This is a genomic window from Streptomyces sp. NPDC048288 (assembly GCF_043201555.1).
Lineage (GTDB): Bacteria > Actinomycetota > Actinomycetes > Streptomycetales > Streptomycetaceae > Streptomyces.
In genome coordinates, this window is sequence record NZ_JBICZD010000009.1 from 80,901 (window position 1) to 103,791 (window position 22,891).

Annotated in this window: 16 protein-coding genes and 2 pseudogenes; 9 read left to right on the forward strand and 9 right to left on the reverse strand. The window is 72.8% G+C overall.

All coding sequences use genetic code 11. The features are described from left to right. Positions 1 to 44: 44 nt before the first annotated feature. Positions 45 to 1,580, reverse strand: a complete 1,536-nt coding sequence (locus ACGFZS_RS30465) for a gamma-aminobutyraldehyde dehydrogenase (RefSeq protein WP_393797776.1) — start codon at positions 1,578 to 1,580, stop codon at positions 45 to 47. Positions 1,581 to 1,789: 209 nt separating this feature from the next. On the opposite strand from ACGFZS_RS30465, the gene ACGFZS_RS30470 reads away from it, so the two are divergent. Then, on the forward strand, positions 1,790 to 2,362 hold the full coding sequence (locus ACGFZS_RS30470) for an NADAR family protein (RefSeq protein WP_393797777.1): 573 nt from the start codon (positions 1,790 to 1,792) through the stop codon (positions 2,360 to 2,362). Between the two features lie 116 nt (positions 2,363 to 2,478). On the opposite strand, the gene ACGFZS_RS30475 is transcribed toward ACGFZS_RS30470, so the two are convergent. Further along, on the reverse strand, positions 2,479 to 3,210 hold the full coding sequence (locus ACGFZS_RS30475) for a DUF4190 domain-containing protein (RefSeq protein ID WP_393797778.1): 732 nt from the start codon (positions 3,208 to 3,210) through the stop codon (positions 2,479 to 2,481). A 37-nt stretch (positions 3,211 to 3,247) separates the two neighbouring features. Here ACGFZS_RS30475 and ACGFZS_RS30480 point away from each other — a divergent pair. Then, a pseudogene (locus ACGFZS_RS30480) lies at positions 3,248 to 4,446 on the forward strand (adenosine deaminase). Between the two features lie 33 nt (positions 4,447 to 4,479). Then, on the forward strand, positions 4,480 to 5,175 hold the full coding sequence (locus tag ACGFZS_RS30485) for a glycerophosphodiester phosphodiesterase (RefSeq protein ID WP_393797779.1): 696 nt from the start codon (positions 4,480 to 4,482) through the stop codon (positions 5,173 to 5,175). Here the strand turns inward: ACGFZS_RS30485 and ACGFZS_RS30490 are convergent. After that, on the reverse strand, positions 5,157 to 6,845 hold the full coding sequence (locus ACGFZS_RS30490; RefSeq protein ID WP_393797780.1) for an RNA polymerase sigma factor: 1,689 nt from the start codon (positions 6,843 to 6,845) through the stop codon (positions 5,157 to 5,159). The genes ACGFZS_RS30485 and ACGFZS_RS30490 overlap by 19 nt on opposite strands. A gap of 284 nt (positions 6,846 to 7,129) precedes the next feature. Between ACGFZS_RS30490 and ACGFZS_RS30495 the strand changes: the two genes are divergently transcribed. Further along, positions 7,130 to 8,311: a serine hydrolase domain-containing protein gene (locus ACGFZS_RS30495; RefSeq protein ID WP_393797781.1), complete on the forward strand. Its 1,182-nt coding sequence runs from the start codon at positions 7,130 to 7,132 to the stop codon at positions 8,309 to 8,311. Here the strand turns inward: ACGFZS_RS30495 and ACGFZS_RS30500 are convergent. Further along, the gene (locus tag ACGFZS_RS30500; RefSeq protein ID WP_393797782.1) at positions 8,298 to 10,223 is read right to left on the reverse strand and encodes a hypothetical protein; all 1,926 of its coding nucleotides are present in this window, start codon (positions 10,221 to 10,223) and stop codon (positions 8,298 to 8,300) included. The two genes, ACGFZS_RS30495 and ACGFZS_RS30500, sit on opposite strands and share 14 nt — an antisense overlap. A gap of 304 nt (positions 10,224 to 10,527) precedes the next feature. Between ACGFZS_RS30500 and ACGFZS_RS30505 the strand changes: the two genes are divergently transcribed. From ACGFZS_RS30505 to ACGFZS_RS30520, 4 genes and pseudogenes are all read left to right on the forward strand, one after another. Continuing rightward, positions 10,528 to 11,226, forward strand: coding sequence for a response regulator (locus ACGFZS_RS30505; protein WP_393798027.1), 699 nt, complete (start codon positions 10,528 to 10,530; stop codon positions 11,224 to 11,226). A gap of 191 nt (positions 11,227 to 11,417) precedes the next feature. Continuing rightward, positions 11,418 to 11,645: pseudogene (locus tag ACGFZS_RS30510) on the forward strand (MarR family winged helix-turn-helix transcriptional regulator); the annotation flags it as partial. A 282-nt stretch (positions 11,646 to 11,927) separates the two neighbouring features. Beyond that, positions 11,928 to 13,631, forward strand: coding sequence for an NAD-dependent malic enzyme (locus ACGFZS_RS30515; protein ID WP_393798028.1), 1,704 nt, complete (start codon positions 11,928 to 11,930; stop codon positions 13,629 to 13,631). Between the two features lie 73 nt (positions 13,632 to 13,704). After that, on the forward strand, positions 13,705 to 14,631 hold the full coding sequence (locus tag ACGFZS_RS30520; protein ID WP_393797783.1) for a LysR family transcriptional regulator: 927 nt from the start codon (positions 13,705 to 13,707) through the stop codon (positions 14,629 to 14,631). Between the two features lie 58 nt (positions 14,632 to 14,689). Here the strand turns inward: ACGFZS_RS30520 and ACGFZS_RS30525 are convergent, their stop codons facing one another. The 4 genes from ACGFZS_RS30525 to ACGFZS_RS30540 form a co-directional block, all read right to left on the reverse strand. Continuing rightward, a complete protein-coding gene (locus tag ACGFZS_RS30525; RefSeq protein ID WP_393797784.1) occupies positions 14,690 to 16,201 on the reverse strand; it encodes an aminobutyraldehyde dehydrogenase in 1,512 nt (503 codons plus the stop codon). Positions 16,202 to 16,257: 56 nt separating this feature from the next. Further along, on the reverse strand, positions 16,258 to 17,160 hold the full coding sequence (gene dapA, locus ACGFZS_RS30530) for a 4-hydroxy-tetrahydrodipicolinate synthase (RefSeq protein ID WP_393797785.1): 903 nt from the start codon (positions 17,158 to 17,160) through the stop codon (positions 16,258 to 16,260). Between the two features lie 63 nt (positions 17,161 to 17,223). Beyond that, a complete protein-coding gene (locus ACGFZS_RS30535) occupies positions 17,224 to 18,612 on the reverse strand; it encodes a flavin monoamine oxidase family protein (protein ID WP_393797786.1) in 1,389 nt (462 codons plus the stop codon). A gap of 127 nt (positions 18,613 to 18,739) precedes the next feature. Continuing rightward, positions 18,740 to 20,107: an MFS transporter gene (locus tag ACGFZS_RS30540; RefSeq protein ID WP_393797787.1), complete on the reverse strand. Its 1,368-nt coding sequence runs from the start codon at positions 20,105 to 20,107 to the stop codon at positions 18,740 to 18,742. A gap of 281 nt (positions 20,108 to 20,388) precedes the next feature. Between ACGFZS_RS30540 and ACGFZS_RS30545 the strand changes: the two genes are divergently transcribed. Continuing rightward, entirely contained in the window at positions 20,389 to 22,197 is a 1,809-nt protein-coding gene (locus tag ACGFZS_RS30545) for a helix-turn-helix domain-containing protein (protein WP_393797788.1), read from the forward strand. Here the strand turns inward: ACGFZS_RS30545 and ACGFZS_RS30550 are convergent. Then, on the reverse strand, positions 22,190 to 22,825 hold the full coding sequence (locus ACGFZS_RS30550; RefSeq protein ID WP_393661405.1) for a GntR family transcriptional regulator: 636 nt from the start codon (positions 22,823 to 22,825) through the stop codon (positions 22,190 to 22,192). The genes ACGFZS_RS30545 and ACGFZS_RS30550 overlap by 8 nt on opposite strands. Positions 22,826 to 22,891 lie beyond the last annotated feature (66 nt).

The window sequence follows — 22,891 nt, forward strand, 5'->3', positions numbered from 1 at the left end:
TGCCCTTTCGGGAAGCCGGCCGCGCCGAGCGGCCGGAGGTGTGACTATCGGTCCCCGAAGATCGTGCGGTGCCAGTCCTTCCGAGCCACCGCCATATTGTCGAACATTACGTGCTTGACCTGGGTGTACTCCTCGAACGAGTACGCCGACATGTCCTTGCCGAAGCCGGACGCCTTGTAGCCGCCGTGCGGCATCTCGCTGATGATCGGGATGTGGTCGTTGACCCATACGCATCCCGCCTTGATCTCCCGGGTCGCGCGGCCCGCCCGGTAGACACTCCCGGTCCACGCCGAGGCGGCCAGACCGTAGGGAGTGTCGTTGGCCAGCCGGATGCCCTCATCATCACTGTCGAACGGCAGAACGACCAGCACGGGCCCGAAGATCTCGGACTGGACGATCTCGCTGTCCTGCGGGGCGTCCGCGATCAGGGTGGGCCGGTAGTACGCGCCGCTCTTCAGCTCGTCCTGCGGCGGCTCGCCGCCGGTCACCACGCGCGCGTAGCCGCGCGCCCGCTCCACGAATCCGGCGACCCGGTCCCGCTGGGCGTGCGAGATCAGCGGCCCGAGGTCGGTACCGGGCGCGAACGGGTCCCCCAGCCGCACGGTCTCCATCAGGGCGGCCGTCCGCTCCACGAAGGCGTCGTAAAGCGGCCGCTGTACGTACGCGCGCGTGGCGGCCGTGCAGTCCTGCCCGGTGTTGATGAGCGATCCGGCGACGGCTCCGTTGACGGCCGCCTCCAGATCGGCGTCGTCGAAGACCACGAAGGGGGCCTTGCCGCCGAGCTCCAGGTGGAGCCGCTTCACGGTCGCGGTGGCGACCTCGGCGACCCGCTTGCCGACCCCGGTGGACCCGGTGAAGGACGTCATGGCCACGTCGGGGTGCCCGACGAGATGCTCACCGGCCTCCTTCCCCGTCCCCGTGACGATGTTGACGACACCGTCCGGGATGCCGGCGGCCGTCGCCGCCTCCGCGAAGAGCAGCGAGGTCAGCGGGGTCAGCTCGGCCGGCTTGAGCACGATGGTGTTGCCGGCCGCGATCGCCGGGAGGATCTTCCAGGCGGCCATCTGGAGGGGGTAGTTCCAGGGCGCGATGGAACCGACGACGCCGATGGGCTCGCGGCGGATGTACGAGGTGTGGTCGCCGGAGTACTCACCGGCGGCCTGCCCCTGCAGATGCCGGGCGGCCCCCGCGAAGAACGCGGTGTTGTCGATGGTCCCCGGCACGTCGAACTCGCGCGTGAGCTTCAGCGGCTTGCCGCACTGGAGGGACTCGGCCCGGGCGAACTCCTCCGCGCGCTCGGCGAGCACGGCGGCGAACCGGTGCAGCGCGTCGGAGCGCTCGCCGGGGGTGGCCCCGGCCCACGCCGGAAAGGCCGCGCGGGCCGCCGCGACCGCCGCGTCGACGTCGTCGGTCCCGGCCAGCTCGTAGGTGTAGACCTCCGCGCCGGTGGCCGGGTCGACGACGGCGTGCGTACGGCCGGACGTGCCCTTGGTGAACCGTCCCGCGATGTACTGCGCGCCGTCCGCGAGCCGCTCCTGCGCGGGGAAGGTCTCCGGGGTGGCGGTGCCCGGGTTGTCCATGTCGCTTCTCCTCCGCCGTCACCCCGCCCAGAGAGGCGGGTGGCGTAGCTCCAGCTCGATTTGACTGCCGATCCTGACAGAGCAAGGGGAGTCCAACAAGTGATTCCGTTGTTGCCTTTTGGTTACGCGACGGAATCTGTCGACCAGGTGTCGAGTCGGAAAGGTAAAGGCAGGACGGAGTGTCAGTGGTGCCTGCCAGACTGGCGTGCATGGCGAAGATCGATTCTGTGGAGGCCCTGATCAGGGCGGTCCAGGCGGGGGCCAGGATCAGGTACCTGCACTTCTGGGGACACCGCCCGAGGCCCGACGGGCAGGTCTCGGCGAGCTGTCTCAGCCAGTGGTGGCCGTCACCCTTCGTGGTCGACGGTGTCACCTACGCGACCGCCGAGCACTGGATGATGGCCGGCAAGGCAAGGCTTTTCGCAGACCCCGAGGCCGAGGCCCGGATCCTCGCGGCGGCCCACCCCGCCGAGGCGAAGAAGGCGGGCCGCCTGGTCCGCGGCTTCGACGAGGCGATATGGCAGCGCGAACGCCTCGCCCTCGTCACCGAGGGCAGCGTCCACAAGTTCCGGGCCGACCGTGAACTGCGGGACTTTCTGCTGGGGACCGGCGACCGGGTCCTCGTCGAGGCGAGCCCCGTGGACCGCGTATGGGGCATCGGCCTGGCAGCCAAGGACGAGGCTGCGGAGGACCCGGCCCGCTGGAGGGGGCTGAACCTTCTGGGGTTCGCGCTGATGGAGGCAAGGGCCCGGCTCTTGGCCGACGGAAGCAGCCCCACCTAAAGGGACGGGACTTCTGCCCAACAGAGACTGGTCCCACCTAAAGGGGCGCGGGGCTGTATCCATATGCGGCTCCGCCGCGTGGGCGCGACCAGCCCCCACCGCCCCGCACCCGCCCACTACCTACTGCTCGCCACCACGATCAACGCGATGAACCCGACGGCCAGCGCCAGCCCCGCCGACCCGCAGATGATCCCGGCCAGCGCCTGCCCCCCGTTGGTGGCCTCCCCCCGCTTCACCCGCCCCCGCCCGATCGCCCCGAACACGATGGCCAGCACCCCCATCACCAGGGCCACCGGCCACAGGCAGAACCCGACCGCACTGATGATCCCGGTGACGAGACTGGCCGTCCCCAGCCCGTTGTTGGGCATCGGCTGCATCCCCGGCCAACCGCCGTACCCCACCGGCCCGGCCGGGTACGAGGGCAGGGACTGCCCGGGATAGCCGTAACCGGGGCCGGGCACCCCGGGCCCGGGACCGGGCGCGGCCGGGTAGCCGTACGGCACCTGCCCCGGCCCGCTCGGCGCGATCGGCGGCGGAGGCACCGCCGCACTGTGCGGCTGCTGCGGCGGGGGCGGCGCGTAGGGGTTGGGCGCCGCGTGCGGGCCCGGCGCCGCGAACGGGTTCGGCGGCGGTGCGGGAACCGCGTCGGACGGCGCCCCGTAAGGGCTGGCCCAACCCTGCGGCGGGGCGTCGGCCGACCGGCCGACCGGTCCCGGCATCGCCGCGACCGTCCGCTGGTCATGGACCGACGGCGGGACCGGCGTCGCCGCCCCCGCCCCCGGCCCCTCTCCCGCCGCGGCCGTCTTGTCCAGCCGTATCTTCGAAGTCTCCGGCGCCTCGTCAGCCATCTCTCGATGTCCCCTCTCCTGAACGCGTGCCGTCGCCATGCTAAGGCCCGGATCACGCCGTACGCCGGGCCCGGCCTACGATGAGCCCGGACCACCGATCAGCCGATCACCGCGCAGGGCCCCACGGCCGTACCCCCGCCGTGGGCGGACCCGCGCCGTTCCGGGGAGGAACCCTTGACCGACCGTCACGCCGAACCCGCCGTCCACCGCGATCTGGCGGCCTTCATCGCCGGACTGCCGAAGGCCGAACTGCACGTCCACCACGTCGGCTCCGCCTCCCCCCGCATCGTCTCGGAACTGTCCGCCCGGCACCCCGACTCCAAGGTCCCCAGCGACCCCGAGGCCCTGGCCGACTACTTCACGTTCACGGACTTCGCGCACTTCATCGACGTCTATCTCTCGGTCGTCGACCTGATCCGCACGCCCGAGGACGTCCGGCTGCTCACCTACGAGGTGGCCCGCGACCTGGCCCGCCAGCAGGTGCGCTACGCCGAGCTGACGATCACCCCGTTCTCCTCCACCCGGCGCGGGATCGACGAGCGGGCCTTCATGGACGCGATCGAGGACGCGCGGAAGGCGGCGGAGGCCGAGTTCGGCACGGTCCTGCGCTGGTGCTTCGACATCCCCGGCGAGGCGGGCCTGGAGGCCGCCGAGGAGACGGTCCGGCTGGCGACCGACGACCGGCTGCGCCCGGAGGGCCTGGTCTCCTTCGGGCTCGGCGGGCCCGAGATCGGCGTGCCCCGGCCGCAGTTCAAGCCGTACTTCGACCGGGCCGTCGCGGCCGGTCTGCACTCCGTCCCGCACGCGGGCGAGACCACAGGACCCGGCACGGTCTGGGACGCGCTGACCGAGCTGCACGCCGAGCGCATCGGGCACGGCACCAGCTCCGCGCAGGACCCGAAGCTCCTGGCCCACCTCGCCGAGCACCGCGTCGCGCTGGAGGTCTGCCCCACCTCCAACATCGCCACCCGCGCGGTCCGCACCCTGGAGGAGCACCCGATCAAGGCGTTCGTGGACGCGGGTGTGCTGGTCACGGTCAACTCCGACGACCCGCCGATGTTCGGCACCGACCTCAACAACGAGTACGCGGTCGCCGCCCGCCTCCTCGGTCTGGACGAGCGCGGGGTGGCCGGCCTCGCCAAGAACGCGGTGACGGCGTCCTTCCTGGACCCGGCGGGCCAGGCGTCGATCGCGGCCGAGATCGACGCGTACACCGAGGCGTGGCTCGCCCCCTGACGATCCGCGGCCGGCCCCTGACACCATGGGCTCATGCAGACCGTGACCGCCGTGGCCCATCGCGGCGACCCCTACCGTTTCCGCGAGAACACGCTCGACTCCCTGCGTTCCGCGCTCCGCCGGGGCGCGGACGCGGTGGAGATCGACGTACGCCTGACCCGTGACGGCGTCCCCGTGCTGCTGCACGACGAGACCCTGGACCGCCTCTGGGAGCACGACCGTCCGCTGAGCGCGCTGTCGGCGGACGAGGTGCGCGGCCTCACGGCGGGCGGCGTGCCGACCCTCGCCGAGGCGCTGACGGCGACGAAGGACAGCCGGGTGATGATCGACCTGCCCGGAGACCCGAGCGAGCGCGCCGTGGCCAGGATCGTGGCGGTGGCCCGGGAGTGCGGCGCGGCGGACCGCGTCTACTACACCGGGGACGCCCCGTCGATGCTGGCGGTACGGGCGGCCGACGCGAAGGCCGAGATCGCCCTGACCCGCAAGACGCTGGCCCCGGCCCGCCCGGCGCTCCTGGACGTGATCCGCCCCCGCTACCTCAACTACCGCTTCACCCTGCTCGACCACGATCTGACCGAACACGTCCACCGCGGCGGCCACCTGGTCTCCTGCTGGACCCCGGACACCCGCCGCTCGATGCGCCGCCTCCTGGAGACCGGCGTCGACTCGATCACCACGAACAGGGTGGACGTGCTCAACGCGCTGCGGGGTTACACGGCCGAGCGCTGAGCCACCGTCGCCGGGTCGCTCGGCGTCTTCCGCGTGACGTACTGCGGAACCGGCGCCGAGTCCGTCCCGTCGTCCCGGACCAGCCCGTACCGGATCGCCCCGTCCGGGGGCCCGTACAGCACGTCCTTCTCCGCCGCGTCCCAGGTCGACGGGAAGACGCTCAGCCCGTAGTCGGCGCCCCGCTCGTTCACGGTCAGCGTGACGCTTCCGTCGACGTAGAAGTACTCGTTCTGCCACATCTGCTGGGTGCCGGAGGGCAGCACCGCGTAGCCCACGGCCGAGTTGCCCATGCCCGTGGCGGAGCTGTCGGTCGTGCTCACCCGGTCGTCCATCCGCCGGCCGCCGCCCGACGCCACATGGAAGATCTTCCCCTTGAGCCCGGTCCAGGACGGCATGACCAGGTTCCCGGCCCGGTACTGCGGTGAGATCTGCCAGCGGACCAGCACATAGCCCTGCCCGCTGAGCGTGACGCTGTCGCCCCGGTGGTTCATGACGGCGTGCGCGCCGCCCGTGCTGGTGATCCCGGCCTCGGGCCGGTGCGGCAGCGCGCCGGGCCTGGTGTCCGGGTCCGGTGCCGTGTCGACCGCGTCGACGACGGAGCCGTAGACCGCCGAAGCGGACGGGGACGGGGTGGGGGAGGCGGACGGCGAGGCCGTCGGGGACGGGGTGGGGGTGGCCGCCGGCGCCTGCGGCACCGCGCTGCTGACCACCGCCGTCGGCGACACGGCCGTACGCGGTGCCGATCCGTGCGGGGTCTGTACGACGACGTAGGCGCCGCCCGCGACGATCGTGGCCCCCGCGGTGACCGCCACGGCCGGCTTGGTCAGCGCGCCCAGTACCTTGGCCGACCAGCCGGCGGACGTGACGGAGGTCGCCGCCACCGCCGTCTTGCCGCCGAGCGCCAGCGACAGGGTGAAGCCCACCGGCACCGGTACCAGCGCGATCCCGACCAGCAGCCGTTCCGCCGGGACGACGGAGTCGCGCGCGTCGCCGCAGTAGCCGCAGCCGCGGACGTGCCGGGCCAGCCGCTTGCGCCAGACGGAGTCGGGCCGCCCGTCCCAGCGGGCGGTCAGCTCGCGCAGTTCCGGGCAGGCCCCGGCCAGTGCGCGCACGATGCCGCGCGAGACCTCCAGCCGTTCCTTCATCCGCTGGACACGCACGGCCGCGTGCTGCCGGCTGATGCCGACGGCCGACGCCAGCTCGCGCCGGGTGAGTTCGCCCGAGACCTCCAGCCACCACAGGGACACCAGCTGCCGGTCCTCGGGGTCCAGCCAGCGCACGGCCTCCGCGACCTCCCGCCGCTGGCCCTCCAACTGGAGCCGCAGCACGGTGAGTTCGGCGAAGTCGGCGCCGCCGTCCGGGACCCGCTCGTCCAGTTTCCGGTCCTGCCTGCGGCGCGCCCGGTCCCGTATCTGGCGCATGGCGATGGCCACCAGCCAGGACCGGAAGCTGTCCGGGTCGCGCAGGGTGCCGAGGTTGCCGACGGCGCGCAGCATGGTCTCCTGGACGACGTCGTCCACGTCGGCATGGCCGTTGAGGGCCCGGCCGACGACGTTGTAGACCAGCGGCAGCCAGCCCTCGACCAGCTCGTCCAGCGCCCGCCGGTCGCCCGCCTGCGCGGCCGTGACCGTGCTGCGCCACTGCCGGGGCAGGTGCACGTCCGTCCTCATAAGGGCACCCTCTCAGCCGGTGCGGCGGCCTGTGCAAGGTCGGGGATCACAGTGTGGAGACGGAGTGCGGGACTCCGGGATAACACTTTTTTCCGTCCCGGGGCCCGCGCCGCCCCGCGTCCCCTAAGGGCGAACCCCGGCAACTCCCCTATTTTCAGCGTGAGTTGATGGGTGACGGCTCAGGGGCGCACGCCCTCCTCGCCGACGATCCGGCCGACCGCCGCGCCCCCGGAGGATGACCGGGTCCCTTCACCGGTCCCCTCCCTCTCCCCTGGAGTCCACGCATGCGTGTCCGCACCCGGAGCACCGCTCTCGCCGCTTCTCTCCTCCTGGCCCTCACGGCCGGTCCCCTGGCGGCACCCGCCCTGGCCGCATCGGCCGAGGCACCGGCGTCAGCACCGGCATCGGCGGCGGCCCGGGCCGTCGCCCCCGACGCCGAGGCGCTGCGCGCCGCCCTCGCCGGACTGCCCGACGCGGACGCCACCGCCGCGCTCGTCCGGGTGGGCGGCACCGACGGCACCTGGCGCGGCAGCGCGGGCGTGCACGACCTGGCGAGCGGCCGGGCGGCGGACCCGGACGCCCGCTTCCGGGCCGGTTCCACGACGAAGGTGGTGACGGCCGCCGCCGTACTGAGGCTGGCGGCGCAGGGCCGGATCGACCTCGGCGCGCCCGTCCAGCGCTACCTCCCGGGCCTGTTCACCCGGGACTTCCGGCCCATCACCGTACGGCAGTTGCTCAACCACACCAGCGGCATCCAGGCCGGCGACGGCTGGGGCGACTCCTTCGAGGCGCAGTACGCGCACCGCTTCGACACGCTCACCCCCGAGCAGGTGGTGCGGTCGGCGGTGGCGAAGGGGCCGGAGTTCCGCCCCGGCCGGAAACAGGACTACCTCAACGTCAACTACACCGTGCTCGGGCTGCTGATCGAGAAGGTGACCGGGCAGTCGTACGCCTCCGCGGCCGAGCGGCTGGTGCTGCGCCCGGCCGGGATGCGGGACACGTACTTCCCCGGCACCGACCCGCGCATCCGCGGTCCGCACAACCACGGCTACCAGAAGGTGACGCGGGCCGACGGGACCACGGAGTTCGTGGACGTCACCGAGTGGAACCAGGCGGACCGGTTCGCGGCCGGGGACATGATCTCCACCACCGCCGACCTGGAACGCCTCCTCACCTGCCTCTTCCGGGGGCGGATCGTGCCGCCGGGACCGCAGCTGGAGGAGATGTTCACGGTCCCGGCGCACATCGAGGGCGCCACCTACAGCGCCGGGCTGCAGCGGTTCGTGTACGAGGGGCGGGTGTACTGGCTCAAGTCGGGCTCCCGGTACGGCTACAGCGCCGTGCTCCTCGGGACCCGCGACCTGAGCCGGACCCTCGTCTACTCGGTCGGCTCGACCGACGCCAAGGGCGAGGAGATGAACCCGGTGGCCCAGCGGATCGCGCTGGCCGCGCTCAGGCAGGGGTGAGGGTGAGCGCGCCGGTGTAGGTGGTGCCGGGGGTGAGGGCGGTCGCCGTGCCGTCGACGGTGAGGGTGAGGGTCCGGCCCGCCGGGGCCCGTACCACCGCGTCCGCGTCGACGACCAGCTTCGTCAGGTACGAGGTGCCGGTGACCGTCCAGACCGATCCGGCGCCCAGCTTCACGAGCACGCCGTTGTTGACCGTGGCCTGCGGGGTGTTGGTGACGTGGTTGATCTGCCGCCACTCGGCCGAGGTGATGGTGGCGACGGCGTGCCGGGACACGGAGGCGGAGATCACGCCCTCGATCCGGGTGCGTACGAAGGACGCGACCAGGTTCTTGCCGGTGCGCATCGCGTTGTAGAAGTCGCCGCGGAGCGTGATGTCGGTGAAGGCGGCGGTGGCGTCGGCGGTGTGCTCGGCGGTGACGTCGAAGGCGGTGTCCTTGGCCGGGGTCCCGGTGGGCTCGGTGTAGGTGCCGGTCATGGAGCCGGGGTCGTCGGTCTCCATGATCTGGACCAGGACGCCGTTGCCGGCGTGCAGCCGGGCGCCCCGGGAGCCGTCCACGGTGATGGCGATCTGCCGGGCCTTGTCGAGGAACATGGTCTCGGCGGTGGTGAACCGGGTGACGCCGCCGATGGTCACCGAGCCGCCGTCGCCGCTGTGCCACATGACGCCGAAGCCGCGTGAGGTGACGACCGACGGCCGCGGTTCGATCGCCGCCAGCTCCCGTTCGGTGAGCCGGAGATCGAGTTCGGTGTTGAGCGCGGCCACCGCCTCCCGGGTGCTGTCCCCGAAGGTGACCGGGCTGCCGGTGGAGATGGCGGCGAAGGTGGCCACGTCGAAGCGGGTGCCGAGGAAGAGGTCCCGCTGGCTGTTGCCGTCGGCGTAGGTGCCGTAGCCGGAGTCGCCGGTGAGGGTGACGGTGCTGTTGATCGCGGTGAGGCGGGAGTTGCGGACCGAGTCGGTGGAGAGCACGCCCCAGGACTCGGAGGAGACGGCGGTGTCGAGGTAGGTGGCGGAGGTGTTCTCGCCGAGGACGTTGGTGGCGCGGACGTTGCCGCTCAGGCCCAGCATCCAGGGCACGGTCATCATGTTCGCGCCGAACCCGGGCTGGTAGTCGGCGGGGAGGACGCCCTCACGGGTGTGGATGCGGGAGTTCCTGACGATCACGTTGGCGCCGTCGCGGGCGATGACCCCGGTGCGGACCGCGCCCCGGTTGTCGATGTCCGCGCCGTCCACGACCAGCCGGGTGCCGTCCCCCGCGCCGGTGACGGCTGAGCCGTAACTGGCGAAGTCCAGGCGGCCGTTGCCGTCGAAGCGGATGCGGGGGTTCGCCAGGAGGTACGAGGCGCCGTCGGCCACGAAGAACCCGTTGAACGCCTCGCCGGTGGAGGTGAGGCCGACGTTCCTGGCGCTGGCGTCGGTGAGGCGGCCGCCGCGTACGGCGGACAGCACCGAGTTCGCCTGTACGACCCCGGTCGCGCCGACGTAGACGGCCTGGCGGAGGTGGAAGGTGGCGCCGGCGAAGGACTCCAGGTGCTCGGCCGCCGGGGTGACGACCACGTCCCCGCGATAGGTGCCGGCCGCGATCACGGTGGTCCAGCCGTAGGTGCCGTCCAGGGCGGAGCCCGTCTCCACGCCGTTCACGGTCAGGGAGAGGATGGAGCCGTCGGGGGCGGTGAGGACGGCGCCCTCCTCGACGACGAGTTCGTCGAGCCGGGTGATCTCCGTCACCTCCCAGGTCTCCCCCGCGGCGACGGTCCTGCTCCGCCGCCCCGCCGCCCGTGCCGCGGTGGGCGCGAGCAGCCCGGGCGCGGCGGCGGCGCCGGCGACGACGAGCAGCGCGCGCACCCGCGCCCGCAGGGGCACCCCGCGCTCGGCGCGGGCCTGTTCCTCGGTCCTCACGGTGTTTTCGGGCATGCGGAACTCCCTTGTGCCCCATGGCTGTTCATGGGGCGATCGACGTCAGGGGGTGCGGGACGGAGTGAATCAGCGCCCGGGGGACCGCAGAAGTGAGCCGCCCCTGTGAATCGGCCGTCGTGCCATGGCCATGCGAGATATGAACCATGGCTCCCGGCCGGCACGACACCGAGATCACCGAGCGGCTCGCCCTGACCGACCCCCCTCTCCCGGGGCCGGGAATCCAGGCGTAGCATGTGAACGAAACAGTTTCGTTCACGAAACGGACCTCGCACGGAACGGACCTCGCATGGAGAAGACAGGCATGGTCTCCGTACTCGTCGTCAACGACCAATCCCTCCAGCGCCTCGCCCTGCGCATGCTGCTCACCGCCGAGCCCGGACTCACGGTGGTCGGGGAGGCGGCGGACGCGGACGAGGCGATCCGTGCGAGCGCCGCCCTCCGCCCCGACGTCGTCCTCATGGACAGCCACCTGTCCCGGGCGGACGGCATCGAGACCATCCGGCGCCTCGCCCACCCCGCCCAGCGCACCCTGACCCCCGGATTCGCGGGCGAGGAGGCGTCCACCCCCCGGGTGCTGGTGCTGACCGCGGCCGACCAGGAGGCGGACGCCTGGGCCGCCCTGCGCGCGGGCGCCGGCGGCTTCCTGCTCGACGACGCCGACCCGGCCGAACTCACCGCGGCCATCCGGGTGGTGGCCGCCGGCGACGCCGTCATCACGCCCGGCCTGACCCGCGCGCTCATCGACGCCGTCCGGCTGCAGCACACCGTCCGCCCCCTCCCCCGCGCCTCGGGGCTCGGCGCCCTCACCCAGCGCGAGCGGGACGTCCTCGTCGCCGTGGCCTCCGGCTGGTCCAACGCCGAGATCGCACAGTGGCTGTCCATCGCCCCGACGACCGTGAAGACGCACGTCAGCAACGTCCTCGCGAAGATCGGCGCCCGCGCCCGGGTGCAGGCGGTGACCTTCGCCTACGAGTCGGGGCTGATCCGCCCGGCGGCCTAGAAACCCCGCCGGCCACGACGACGGCCTCGGGTGTGCCGTCGGGCACGAGACGCCTCCGCCCGGCACTGCGGCCCCCGGGACGGCCGGGTGAACCGGCTTCCAACACCCCCTGCGAACCAAGGTGTTCCCGGCCCCGGAAGCAACCCGGTCGCCGACTCTTCACCCCCACCGCCGGCCGGCCGAGGAGCCCCATGCCGGCCGCGAAGCCCGATCCGGTGCTGCCTCGTCCCACTCTTGTCGAGCGCGCCCCGGTCAGCTTCGGGCTCTTCGCCCGGGACGGCCAGACCCAGGCCGAGCTGCAGCAGGCGGTCGGGCTCGACCACTCGACGGTCTCGCGGTCGATCCGCCGCATGGAGGACGCCGGCCTGGTCGCCCGGGCCCGCGCCGAGCACGACCGCCGGGCCTTCGTCGTCTCCCTCACCGACGGCGGCGAGGCGCTGCGCCGGCCCATCGCCGAGGGCGCCGGCTTCCTCACCACCGTCGCGGAGCTGGAACGCGCCCACGCCACGGCCCGCCGGATCCGGCTACGTCACACGGCTGCCCCTCCCCGCCGCCAAGAACCCGCAAAGCGCGCAGGTGGCGCCGTACGCATGCACCGGGCTCATGAGTTACTTCGTTTTCAGGCATTGGACGTATGTGTGCGAGGCGGCCGAGGCTTGCGGAAGCCACGGAGCAGAGCCGGACGCGACAAGGAGCCGATCATGAAGACCCAGTGGAACGCCGCCGAGGGGCGCCTGGAGACGACCGCCCGGGGCCGTGCGGTGCTCTCCCAGCCCCGCCTCAACCGGGGCACCGCCTTCACCCCGGAGGAACGGCGGTCGCTGGGTCTGGTCGGCCTGGTGCCGCCGGCGGTGCTGACCCTGGAGCAGCAGGCCGAACGGGCCTACCGGCAGTACGCCGCACAACCCACCGACCTGGCCAAGAACGTCAACCTCACCGCGCTGCACGACCGCAACCAGGTGCTCTTCTACCGGCTGCTCGGCGACCACCTCGACGAGATGCTGCCCATCGTCTACACCCCCACCGTCGGCAAGGCGATCCAGCGCTACAGCTACGAGTACCGGCGCCCGGCCGGGGTCTACCTGTCGGTGGACTCCCCGGAGGAGATCGAGGGCGCGCTCACCGCGGCGGGCCTCGGCCCGGACGAGGTCGACCTGATCGTCGCCACCGACGGCGAGGCGATCCTCGGCATCGGCGACTGGGGCGTGGGCGGCATCGACATCTCGGTGGGCAAGCTCGCCGTCTACACGGCCGCCGCCGGCATCGACCCGAACCGCACCCTGGCCGTGATGCTGGACGTCGGCACCAACCGCCAGGAACTCCTCGACAGCCCGTTCTACCTCGGCAACCGGCACCCGCGCGTGGACCGGGAGACGTACGACGCGTTCATCGACGCCTATGTCACCACCGCCCGCCGGCTCTTCCCGGACGCCCTGCTGCACTGGGAGGACTTCGGCCCCGCCAACGCCCGCCGGATCCTGGACCGCTACCGTCCGCACGAGTTCACCTTCAACGACGACGTCCAGGGCACCGGTGCCGTCAACCTGGCGGCCGTGCTGTCCGGGGTGAAGGCCAGCGGGATCGCGCTGCGCGACCACCGTGTGGTGATCTTCGGCGCGGGCACGGCCGGGATGGGCGTCGCCGACCAGCTGCGGGACGCCATGGTCGCCGACGGGCTGACCGACGAGGAGGCCACCGCCCGGATCTTCGGTGTCGACCGGTACGGCCTGCTCACCGCGGACCAGGCGGAGCTGCGCGACTTCCAGGTCCACTACGCCCGCCCGGCCGCCGAGGTCGCCGACTGGCACCGGGACGAGAAGGTGGGCGGCATCGCGCTGGCCGAGGTGGTCGGGCGGGTGCGCCCGACCGTCCTGATCGGCACGTCCGGGCAGGGCGGCGCCTTCACCGAGGACCTCGTCCGCACGATGGCCGCGCACACCGACCGCCCGATCATCCTGCCGATGTCCAACCCGACGGACCTGGCCGAGGCCGTCCCCGCCGACCTGCTGGCCTGGACGGAGGGCCGCGCCCTGATCGCCACCGGCAGCCCGTTCCGGCCGGTCGAGCAGGACGGGGTGGTGTACCGGATCGGACAGGCCAACAACGCGCTGGTCTTCCCCGGCCTCGGGCTCGGCGCGATCGTCTCCCGCGCCACCCGCGTCACCGACGCCATGCTGGCCGCCGCCGCCCACGCCGTCGCCGCCCAGACCGACGCCACCTCCCCGGGCGCGCCGATCCTGCCCCTCACCGGCCGGCTCCGCGAGACCTCCGTCGCCGTCGCGATCGCCGTCGCCCACGCCGCGGCAGCGGACGGCGTGGCCCGCACCGCCGTCGACGACACCATCGAGAACCGGGTCCGCGCGGCCATGTGGGAGCCGGTGTACCCGCCGGTCAAGGGCGTCTGAACCCCCCGCCCGCCCCCTCCGATACCCCCGGCTCCTGACTCCACCCGGTCCGATGCCGCAGGAGAATGGGTTCATGGATCTTCAAGTGCTGCGCTCCTTCCAGGCCGTGGCCGAGGGGGTGACCGTCACCGAGGCCGCGGCGGCGGCACACCTCACGCAGCCGGCGCTGTCCCGGGCGCTGAACCGGCTGGAGGCGGAGGTCGGGGCGGAGTTGTTCCAGCGGGTGGGGCGGGTGCTGCGACCGACGCCGGCCGGGCGGGTGTTCAAGGAGTACGTCGACTCGGTGCTGGACGGTTACGACCGGGGGCGGCGGGCCGTGGCCGAGGTCGTCGACCCCGACACGGGTGTGGTGTCGCTGGCCTTTCTGCACACCCTGGGCACCTGGCTGGTGCCGGAGCTGGTCACGGGTTTCCGGCAGCGGTTCCCCGCCGTCCGGTTCGAACTGCACCAGGCGGACGAGAACGGTCTCGCCCAGCACCTCCTGGACGCCACGGCGGACCTGATCATCACCGGCAAGGACCCCGGCCACCCGCTCATCACCTGGCGCCGGCTCCTGGTCGAGCCCCTCTGGCTCGCCGTCCCGGCCCGGCACCGGCTCGCGCAGCGCCGGCGGATCCGGCTGGCCGAGGTGTCCGCCGAGCAGTTCATCGTGCTGAAGCCCGGCTACGGCCTGCGCAGCGTCACCGAGACCCTGTGCCACCAGGCCGGTTTCCGTCCGCTCGTCGGCTTCGAGGGCGAGGAGGTGGAGACCCTGCGCGGCCTGGTCGCGGCCGGCCTCGGCGTCTCCCTGATCCCGGCCGCGCCGGAGGCCGCGGCGGCCCCGGAGACCAACCCGGACCTCCCCATCCGCTACCTCAGCCTCACCGACGTCCGGGCCGCCCGCGACATCGGCATCGCCCGCCTCGCCTCCCGCACCCTCCCGCCGGCCGCCCGGCGCTTCGCCGACCACGCCTCGCAGACGGCGCCCGGACCGGAAGGGGTACCCGCGCCGGGCGCCTGAGCACCGCCGTCGACGCCCACCCGGCGGCCTCACCGGCCCGGCTCGGCGGCTCAGCGGCTCAGCGGCCGTGGTGGTGCATCACGTGCTTGGTCCGCGTGTAGTCGTCGAGGGCGTAGATCGACAGGTCGCGGCCGTAGCCGGAGCCCTTGAAGCCGCCCCAGGGGACTTCGCTGGCGAGGACGAGGTGGGAGTTGACCCAGACGGTGCCGAAGTCGAGGCGGGCGGCGATGTCGTGGCTGCGGCGGGCGTTCTCGGTCCATACGGACGCCGAGAGGCCGAGCGGGACGTCGTTGGCGCGGCGGACCGCTTCGTCCTCGTCGGTGAAGGTCTCCACCGTGACGACCGGGCCGAAGATCTCCTCGCGGGCCGCCTCGGCCCCCTCGGGGACGTCGACCAGGACGGTCGGGGCCACGAAGTGACCGGGCCCGTCCAGGGCCCCGCCGCCGGTCGCGACCCGCACCCCCTCCTTCTTCGCCCGTTCCAGGTATCCGGTGACCCGGTCGAAGTGGGCCTTCGACACCATCGGGCCGACCTCGACGTCCGCTCCGGCGGCAGGCTCGCCGACGACCAACGCCCGTACCTCGCCGACGAGTTGCTCGATGAACTCATCCGCGACCGAATCGTGGACGAGGACGCGGCAGGCGGCGCCGCACTCCTGGCCCGAGTTCCAGAAACCGGCGACGCGCAGCGCGGACGCGGCGGCCGCGAGGTCGGCGTCCTCGAAGACGACCACCGGGGCCTTGCCGCCGAGTTCGAGGTGGACGCGCTTGAGGGTGTCGGCGGCGGCGCGGGCCACGGCACGGCCGCTGCCGACCGAACCGGTCAGGGCGATCATGTCGACGTCCGGGTGCTCGGCGAGCCGGGCACCGACCGTCGCGCCGTAGCCGTTCACCACGTTCAGCACACCGGCCGGCAGCAGGTCGGCGACGAGTTCGGCGAACTTCAGGGTGGTCAGCGGAGTCTGCTCGGACGGCTTCAGGACCAGGGTGTTGCCGGCGGCGAGGACGGGGGCGGTCTTCCAGGCCGCCATGAGGAGGGGGTAGTTCCAGGGAGTGACCACACCGATCACGCCGAGCGGTTCGCGCAGGATGACCGACAGGTGGTTCTCGGCGTACTCGCCGGCGGCCAGGGACGTGGTCGCGCGCACCGCGCCCGCCATGAACCGGAAGGTGTCGATCGCCTGGCCGACGTCGTCCGTCGAGACCGCGAGCGGCTTTCCGGTGTTCGCCGACTCCAGCCTCGCCAGCAGTTCGGTGTTCCCGGCGAGCCGGTCGGCGATGGCGTGCAGCAGTTCGGAGCGCTCCCTGGGGAGCCGCCGCCCCCACGGGCCCGCGGCCGCCAGCGCGGCGGCCACCGCCCGGTCGACGTCCTCGGCGGTTCCCTCGGGCACCCGGGCGATGACGTCCTCGGTGCTCGGGTCGACCACGTCGATGACCCGGTCGGTGGACGGCTCGACGAAGGTCCCGTCGACGAAGTGCCGGGCCGGGGGCAGATCGGCGGCGCCGATCAGGGGGGACGGGTCGGCGGCGCGCCGGACGGTGGCCGGCGTGGGGTCGGCGGCAGTGGTCATGAGCGGTGGCTCCTCGTGTCGTACGGCCGGAAACGCGGTGGCTGTCGTGCGGTTCGTCAGTGCGCGGCGGACAGGTGCGGCAGCGTCGACCCGACCAGGGAGGAGATCCTGGCCGTCGTGGCGGCGTCGAGGCCGAGCAGCGGTTCGCGGGGGCCGCCGACCGGGACCCCGGCCGCGTTCAGCGCCACCTTGACCGCCTGGATGAACGGGGCGGACATGATCGCGTCCATCAGCGGGTAGAGCCGCGCCCACTCGGCCCGGGCCCGGTCGAGGTCGCCGGCGAGCAGGGCGCGGTGGACCGAGACGAGTTCGGCCGGCATGAGGTTCGCGGTCCCGGCCATGACACCGGCCGCGCCCTCGGTGAGTGCCTGGAGGAGGAGGCTGTCCCAGCCGACGAACGTCGAGACGACGTCGCCGTGATGGTGGATCAGCCGTCCCGCCTGGGCCATGTCGGCACTGGTGTCCTTGATGTACCGGATGTTCTCGACCTCGCGGGCGAGCCGTCCGACGGTGTCGGGATCGAGGTTGACGCCGGTGGCACCCGGCAGGTTGTAGAGCATGACCGGGATCTGTACGGCGTCGGCGACCGTGCGCAGGTAGTGCAGGGTCTCGTCCATGGTCAGCGGCTCGTAGTACGGGGTGACGACCATGAGGACGGCGGCGCCGGCGGCCTCCGCGTGCCGGGACAGTCCGACCGCTTCCCTGGTGCTCACCGCGCCGGTCTGGGCGACGACGGGGACGCGTCCGGCGGCCTGGTCGACGACGGTCTCGACGAGCAGGCGCCGCTCGTCACCGGTCATCGCGGCGAACTCCCCGGTGGAGCCGCAGGCGACGACGCCGTCGACCCCGCCGTCGACGCTGCGGTCGACCAGGCGGCGCAGCACCTTCTCGTCGAGCTGCCCGTCCGCGGCGAAGGGGGAGGCGAGCGCGGTCAGGACACCGCTGAGCTGTGCCGACATGTCTGGGATCTCCTCGGTTTCAGGTGGAGAAAGGGGGCGGTGGAGGAAGGAGAGGCGGTGGGTCTACGACGCGCTGCGCGCCGGGGTCAGGTCGCGCGCGGCGGTCTGCCGGCCGGTGGCGAGGAGGCTGCGGACCTCGTGCGCGGCGGAGAGGCCGGTCTGGATGGCGGTCTCGGTGTAGAGGGTGCCGAGGTAGTCGCCGGCCAGGAACACCCGGCCGCCGCGCCGGGTCAGGGTCTGCTGGAGCTTTCCGCGGCCGGGGAAGCAGTACGGGGCGCCGGTGGGCCAGCGCTGGACCTCGGCCTCCACGACGTTGCCGGCGAAGCCGGGCAGGACCTGGTCCAGGTCGTCCAGGTAGATCCGGCGGATGGTGTCGTCGTCGTGCTCCAGCAGTTCGCGGGCGAGGCTGCCGGGCGAGAAGGTCATGATGCTGCTGCCCGGCCGCCGTTCCCGTGCGTAGCCGTGGACGACGTTGGACATGTTCAGCGCGACGTTGAAGGAGCGCTTGGGGGCGGCGATGCCGTAGGCGTCGTCCCAGACCTGGCGGCCGCTCTCGTCGGAGAGGAAGGCGGCGCTGACATAGGGGCCGTAGACGATCTTCGAGAGGGCCTCGCGGACGTCCCGGTCGAGGTCGACGGCGATCCGGTGGCTGACGGTCGCCGGGGTGGCCAGGACCACGTAGCGGGCCTCGGCCTCCCGCTCGACGCCGTCCTGCCGGTAACGGACCACGACCGAGGCGTCCTTCTGGACGATCTCGTCGACGGTCGCGTTCAGCCGCACCCGGTCGGACAGGGCCGCCGCGATGGACTCGGTCAGGGTGGACGGACCGCCCAGGATGCTCTGCGAGAGACCGCCGCCGATGTTCCACACCAGGCTGAAGTAGCCGACGCCGGCGCCGGCCGAGAGCTGGTCGATGTCGGCGGAGGAGCGGGTCACCGTCGGCTTGAAGAGGGCCTCGGCGTCCTCGGGGAGGTCGCCGAGGAAGTCCTTGAAGGAGCGGTCGTTCATGAAGTCGTAGATCCGCTGCTGGTGCTGGGCGGGGCTCTCGTCGCGCCGCCGCCGCACGATCCGCGCGTAACGCGCCACCCGCAGCGCGACCTTGGCGCCCGCCGTGACCATGCCGACCCGCGATGCCATGGACATGGGGATGCGGAAGGGGTACGTCTCCACACGGCCCTTGAGCAGCAGCTTGCCGTTCATCGCCAGGCCCGCCAGCGAGCCGGGCACCGGGACCGAGTCGACGCCGGTGTTGTCGAGCAGCCAGCCGGTCGCGGAGTCGCCGCCGGCGTAGACATGTCCGCCCCAGTTCAGCCAGTACGGGCCGCGGCGCTCCGAGCGGATACGGCCGCCCACCCGGTCCTCGGACTCCAGCAGCAGGGTGTCCCAGTGCCGCAGCCGCCAGCCGGCGGCCAGACCCGCGATGCCACCACCGACGATGACCACGTCCTTCATGGAAAACCTCCTGCGTGTTCAAAAGGGCAAAGGGGCAAAGCGGCAACGGGGCAAAGCGGCAAAAGGGCAAGGGGAAAGGGCTCGGCTGCCCGGCGGGGCCCCACGAGCGGGGCCCCGCCGGTGGCGGTCAGACGGCGGCGGGACGGCCGACCGGCTCCGCCGGCGTGGATGACAGTGCGGCGGCCTCGTGCAGGGCCATGCCGCGGGTCTCGGGCGCCCACAGGACGGAGACCGCGGCACCGACGGCGTTGATGGCGGCGGCCGCGATCATGGTGCCGCCGATGCCCCAGCCGGTCAGCGCCATGGGGACCAGGTAGGTGCCGACGGCGGCACCGATCCGGCTGGCGGAGGAGGCCAGACCGACCGCGGAACCGCGCACCTCGGTCGGGAACAGCTCGTTCGGGTAGACCCACTGCAGGATCTGGGTGCCGCCGATGATGACCGCGTAGGCGGCGAACAGCACCATGATCACGGCGGCGGGCGCGTCCGGGAAGATCCCGAGCAGCAGCAGCGCCAGGCCCGACCAGACGAAGCTGTGGATGACCAGCGGGCGACGGCCCACCCGGTTCACGAGGAACAACGCGATCACACAGCCGACCAGGAACATGACCGTGATCAGGGCCGAGCCGACGTTGGCGAGCGAGCCTTCGAGGTGCAGCGCGCCGAGGATGGCCGGGCCGAAGGCGTAGACGGCGAACAGCGGCACGATGGAACAGGTCCAGAACACGGAGATGTACAGCATCCGCCCGCCGTAGCCGGCGCGCAGGATCGCCTTGAGGTCGACGTTCTCGCGCTCTTCCTCCTCCGGCAGGTCGGCGATCGACGCGTCAGGACCGTAGACCTTCCTCAGGACGTCCTCGGCCTCCTCGATCCGGCCCTTGTTCGCCAGCCAGCGCGGGGACTCGGGCGTGCCCAGGCGCAGCAGCACGATGACCGTGGCCGGCAGCGCGGCGCTCGCGAGCATCCACCGCCACCCGTCGTCGCCGGTCTTCAGCAGCAGTTCGCCGACGATGTACGCGACGGCGGCACCCACGAACCACATGACGACCAGACCGCCCAGCAGCGGACCCCGGTAGCGCCGGGGCGTGAACTCGGCCAGCAGCGAGGTCGCGATCGGGTAGTCGGCGCCCACGGCCATGCCGATCAGCAGCCGCAGCACGAACAGCCACACCGGGTCGTCGGCCCAGAACTGGGCCACGGAACAGACGATGATGGCGACCAGGTCGATGGTGTAGAGGACCTGCCGGCCGAACCTGTCCGTCAGGTACCCGCCGGCGAAGGCGCCGAGGAAGATGCCGATGAGCGCCGACGCGCCGATCAGGCCCTGGGCGGAGCTGGACAGCTGCAGTCGCGGGGTGATCTGCACCATGGCGACGCCGATGATGCTCAGCACGTAGCCGTCGAGGAACGGACCCCCCGAGGAGTACAGCGCCAGTTTCTTGTGGAAGCGCGACAGGGGCGCGTCGTCCACCTTGTTTCCTGCGGTTTCTGTCATCACGGCCTCCGGGAGCGATACCCGGGCGTACCTCTTCAAAGGTATGCCCGGTCCAGGCGGGGATCGATGGCGTGCGGGGAGGAGGACCACGACCCGTCGTGCGCAGGGACGGGCGGTCGGAGTCGTGGTGGCGAGGCGAATTCTCGGTTTCCGGGGGACGCCGGCGGCATGGCCACCGGGTTGCCTCGAAGTATGTGAAGGCCGTGGCGGGCCAACAACGGTCCCGTCACCGCGGGGGTTCGGGGGTCCTTCCGAGTCAGAAGTTCGGCTACGGTTGCCGTATGGCCGGCCGCCCCCGTGACGCCGTGGTCCTCACCGAGGACGAACGGGCCGCACTCCTGCTGTGGACCCGCAGTCGCGCCTGCTCACAGGCGCGGGCCCTGCGCGCCCGCATCGTGCTGGCCTGTGCGGGCGGGGCCACCAGCACCGCCGTGGCCGAACACCTCGGCGTCTCCCGCGACATGGTCGGCAAGTGGCGCGGCCGTTTCCTCGCCGAGCGGCTGGCCGGCCTGGACGAGCAACCCCGGCCGGGACGGCCGCCGGCGGCCGACGACGACACGGTGGCGCACGTCCTCGTCCGTACCCTCACCCCGCCGCCGCCCGGTGCCGCACGGGGCTGGTCGACCCGTTCGATGGCGGCCGAGACCGGTCTGAGCCAGAGCACGGTGAGCCGGATCTGGCGGACCTACCGCGCCCAGCCGGGGGCGCGCGTGCAGGTCGGCCCGCGCCGGGCGTGGTCCCTGCCGGACCGCGCCGAGGAGGCGGTGGGGCTGTTCACGGCGCCCCCGGTGTGCGTGCTCGCCGTGACGGCCCGGTCCGGGCGGGGTCCGGCCGCGCGCGGCCCGGCGGCGCCCGTGGCCGGCCGGCTGTTCGGGCAGGACCGGGACGCGGCCCATGTCCTGGCGGTGGTCTGCGCCTTCGCGGCGCTGCGGGGCGAGCGGCACCTCGCGGACGTACCCGGGCTGCGGGCGTTCGTGGAACAGGTGACGTCGGCCGTGGGTGCCGGGACGAGCGTGCACCTGCTGGCCCACGGGGTGTCCGGCGCCGCCGCTCGGCCGGACGGCTCCGGGCGCTGGCACCATGCGCCCAGTTCGGAGGCGTGGACCGAGGAGGCGCACCGCTTCCTCGCCGCCGACGACCGGCTCCCCCGCGAGCCGGCGTCCCGTACGCCCCGGCTGCGCGACGCCCTGCTGACCTGGTCCACCACCTGGACCCCGGCCGCGGCGCCCTTCACCCGTGTCGCCCCGCCGCGTCCGTCGTACGTCATCCCGGCCATCTGCGGCCCCGGCAATGACTCGAACACCCCGGACACCCGCTCACTCGTCCCGCCCGGCCCGCCCGCAGCGGCGCGGAGCACCGCGCTCGACGCCGCGCCGGGCGCGCCCGTCACCTCCGATCCCGTCATCGGGCTGCTGCGCGAGGCCCTCCTCGCTACCGGCTGCCGGCCGGGCGACCGCGTCCGGGAGGCCCCGCTCGCACACGACCTCGGCCTCTCCCGCCGGGTCGTCCGCGCGGGCCTGCGGGCGTTGGCCGAGGAGGGCATGCTCGATCTGCTGCCGGGCGGTGCGACCGCGATCCCCGACATCACCGCGAAGGACGTCCTCGACCTCTATGCCCTGCGCGCGAGCCTCGGCGCCCTGCTGATGCGCCGCGTCGCCATGCTGGGCCGGGAGAACCTCGCGCCGGCCTCGGCCGCCCTGGCGGAGGTGCACGCGGCGGCCCGCGACAACGACCATCTGCGCATCCGGGAGGTCGACCTCCGCTACCAGGACGCCCTCGCCCGCATCGCGGACCTTCCCCAGGCCGCCCACACCTTCGAGCGCCTCACGGCCCGGCTGCGGATGTTCGTCACGGTCCTGGACATGAACTACAGCCAGGCCTGCGACACCATCGCGAGCGAGGACGCCGCCGTCCACGACGCGTTGCGTGACGCCGACGGGAACGAGGCGGCGCGGCTGTGGCGGGTCAAGATCGAACGCTGTGTCCGCTACATGATCGCCCAGCTCTCCGAGGACGACGTGGCGCCCTACCTGTGGACCACGCTCGCGGGCAGGCCCCGGCTGCGGCCGGGGGAGCCGCGGCTCAGATGACGCTCCGCACCGCCGCCTCGAACCCCTCCACATGCCCCTGGGCCAGGGCCACGGCCTTCTCCGCGTCGCCCTCGATGACGGCGCGCAGCAGGGGGCCGTGTTCGTGCACATGGCCCGCGAGGCCCGGGAGCCGGTCGAGGAACAGGCACCAGATGCGGGTGGCGAGGTTGTCGTACCTGATCAGGGTGTCTTCGAGGTAGGGATTGCGGGTCGCGGCGTAGATGGCGCGGTGCAGGGTCATGTCGAGCCGGATCAGGTCGGTGCCGGAGCCGGAGACGTCCGCCAGCCGGGCCAGCAGCCGGTCGAGGGCGGCGCGGTCGGCCGCACCGGCCCGCTGTGCCGCCAGGCCCGCGGCGAGGGGCTCCAGCTGGCGGCGGACCTCCGAGATGTGCCCGAGGTCGGCGATCTGCACCTCGGTGGCGAAGGTCCCGCGCCGGGGGTAGGCGACGATCAGGCGCTCGTGTTCGAGGCGTTTGAGGGCCTCCCGGACGGGGGTGCGCCCGAAGCCGAGTTCGGTGGCGATCCGCTCGTCGTTGATGGGCTCCCCGGGGCGGATCCGGAGGGTCACCAGACGGTCCGAGATGGCGCGATAGGCCTGGTCGGCCAGCGTTCCCTCGCCCAAAGTCACACCAAGCCCTCCCTTGACGCGGGCCGATCCGTCCTCTTAGCGTATCGCAACAGCAGGTTGATATAT

Coding starts and splice junctions, on each gene's coding strand:
- ACGFZS_RS30465 (WP_393797776.1), bottom strand. CDS start 1,580: ATGGACAACCCGGGCACCGCCACCCCGGAGACCTTCCCCGCGCAGGAG.
- ACGFZS_RS30470 (WP_393797777.1), top strand. CDS start 1,790: ATGGCGAAGATCGATTCTGTGGAGGCCCTGATCAGGGCGGTCCAGGCG.
- ACGFZS_RS30475 (WP_393797778.1), bottom strand. CDS start 3,210: ATGGCTGACGAGGCGCCGGAGACTTCGAAGATACGGCTGGACAAGACG.
- ACGFZS_RS30485 (WP_393797779.1), top strand. CDS start 4,480: ATGCAGACCGTGACCGCCGTGGCCCATCGCGGCGACCCCTACCGTTTC.
- ACGFZS_RS30490 (WP_393797780.1), bottom strand. CDS start 6,845: ATGAGGACGGACGTGCACCTGCCCCGGCAGTGGCGCAGCACGGTCACG.
- ACGFZS_RS30495 (WP_393797781.1), top strand. CDS start 7,130: ATGCGTGTCCGCACCCGGAGCACCGCTCTCGCCGCTTCTCTCCTCCTG.
- ACGFZS_RS30500 (WP_393797782.1), bottom strand. CDS start 10,223: ATGCCCGAAAACACCGTGAGGACCGAGGAACAGGCCCGCGCCGAGCGC.
- ACGFZS_RS30505 (WP_393798027.1), top strand. CDS start 10,528: ATGGTCTCCGTACTCGTCGTCAACGACCAATCCCTCCAGCGCCTCGCC.
- ACGFZS_RS30515 (WP_393798028.1), top strand. CDS start 11,928: ATGAAGACCCAGTGGAACGCCGCCGAGGGGCGCCTGGAGACGACCGCC.
- ACGFZS_RS30520 (WP_393797783.1), top strand. CDS start 13,705: ATGGATCTTCAAGTGCTGCGCTCCTTCCAGGCCGTGGCCGAGGGGGTG.
- ACGFZS_RS30525 (WP_393797784.1), bottom strand. CDS start 16,201: ATGACCACTGCCGCCGACCCCACGCCGGCCACCGTCCGGCGCGCCGCC.
- dapA (WP_393797785.1), bottom strand. CDS start 17,160: ATGTCGGCACAGCTCAGCGGTGTCCTGACCGCGCTCGCCTCCCCCTTC.
- ACGFZS_RS30535 (WP_393797786.1), bottom strand. CDS start 18,612: ATGAAGGACGTGGTCATCGTCGGTGGTGGCATCGCGGGTCTGGCCGCC.
- ACGFZS_RS30540 (WP_393797787.1), bottom strand. CDS start 20,107: ATGACAGAAACCGCAGGAAACAAGGTGGACGACGCGCCCCTGTCGCGC.
- ACGFZS_RS30545 (WP_393797788.1), top strand. CDS start 20,389: ATGGCCGGCCGCCCCCGTGACGCCGTGGTCCTCACCGAGGACGAACGG.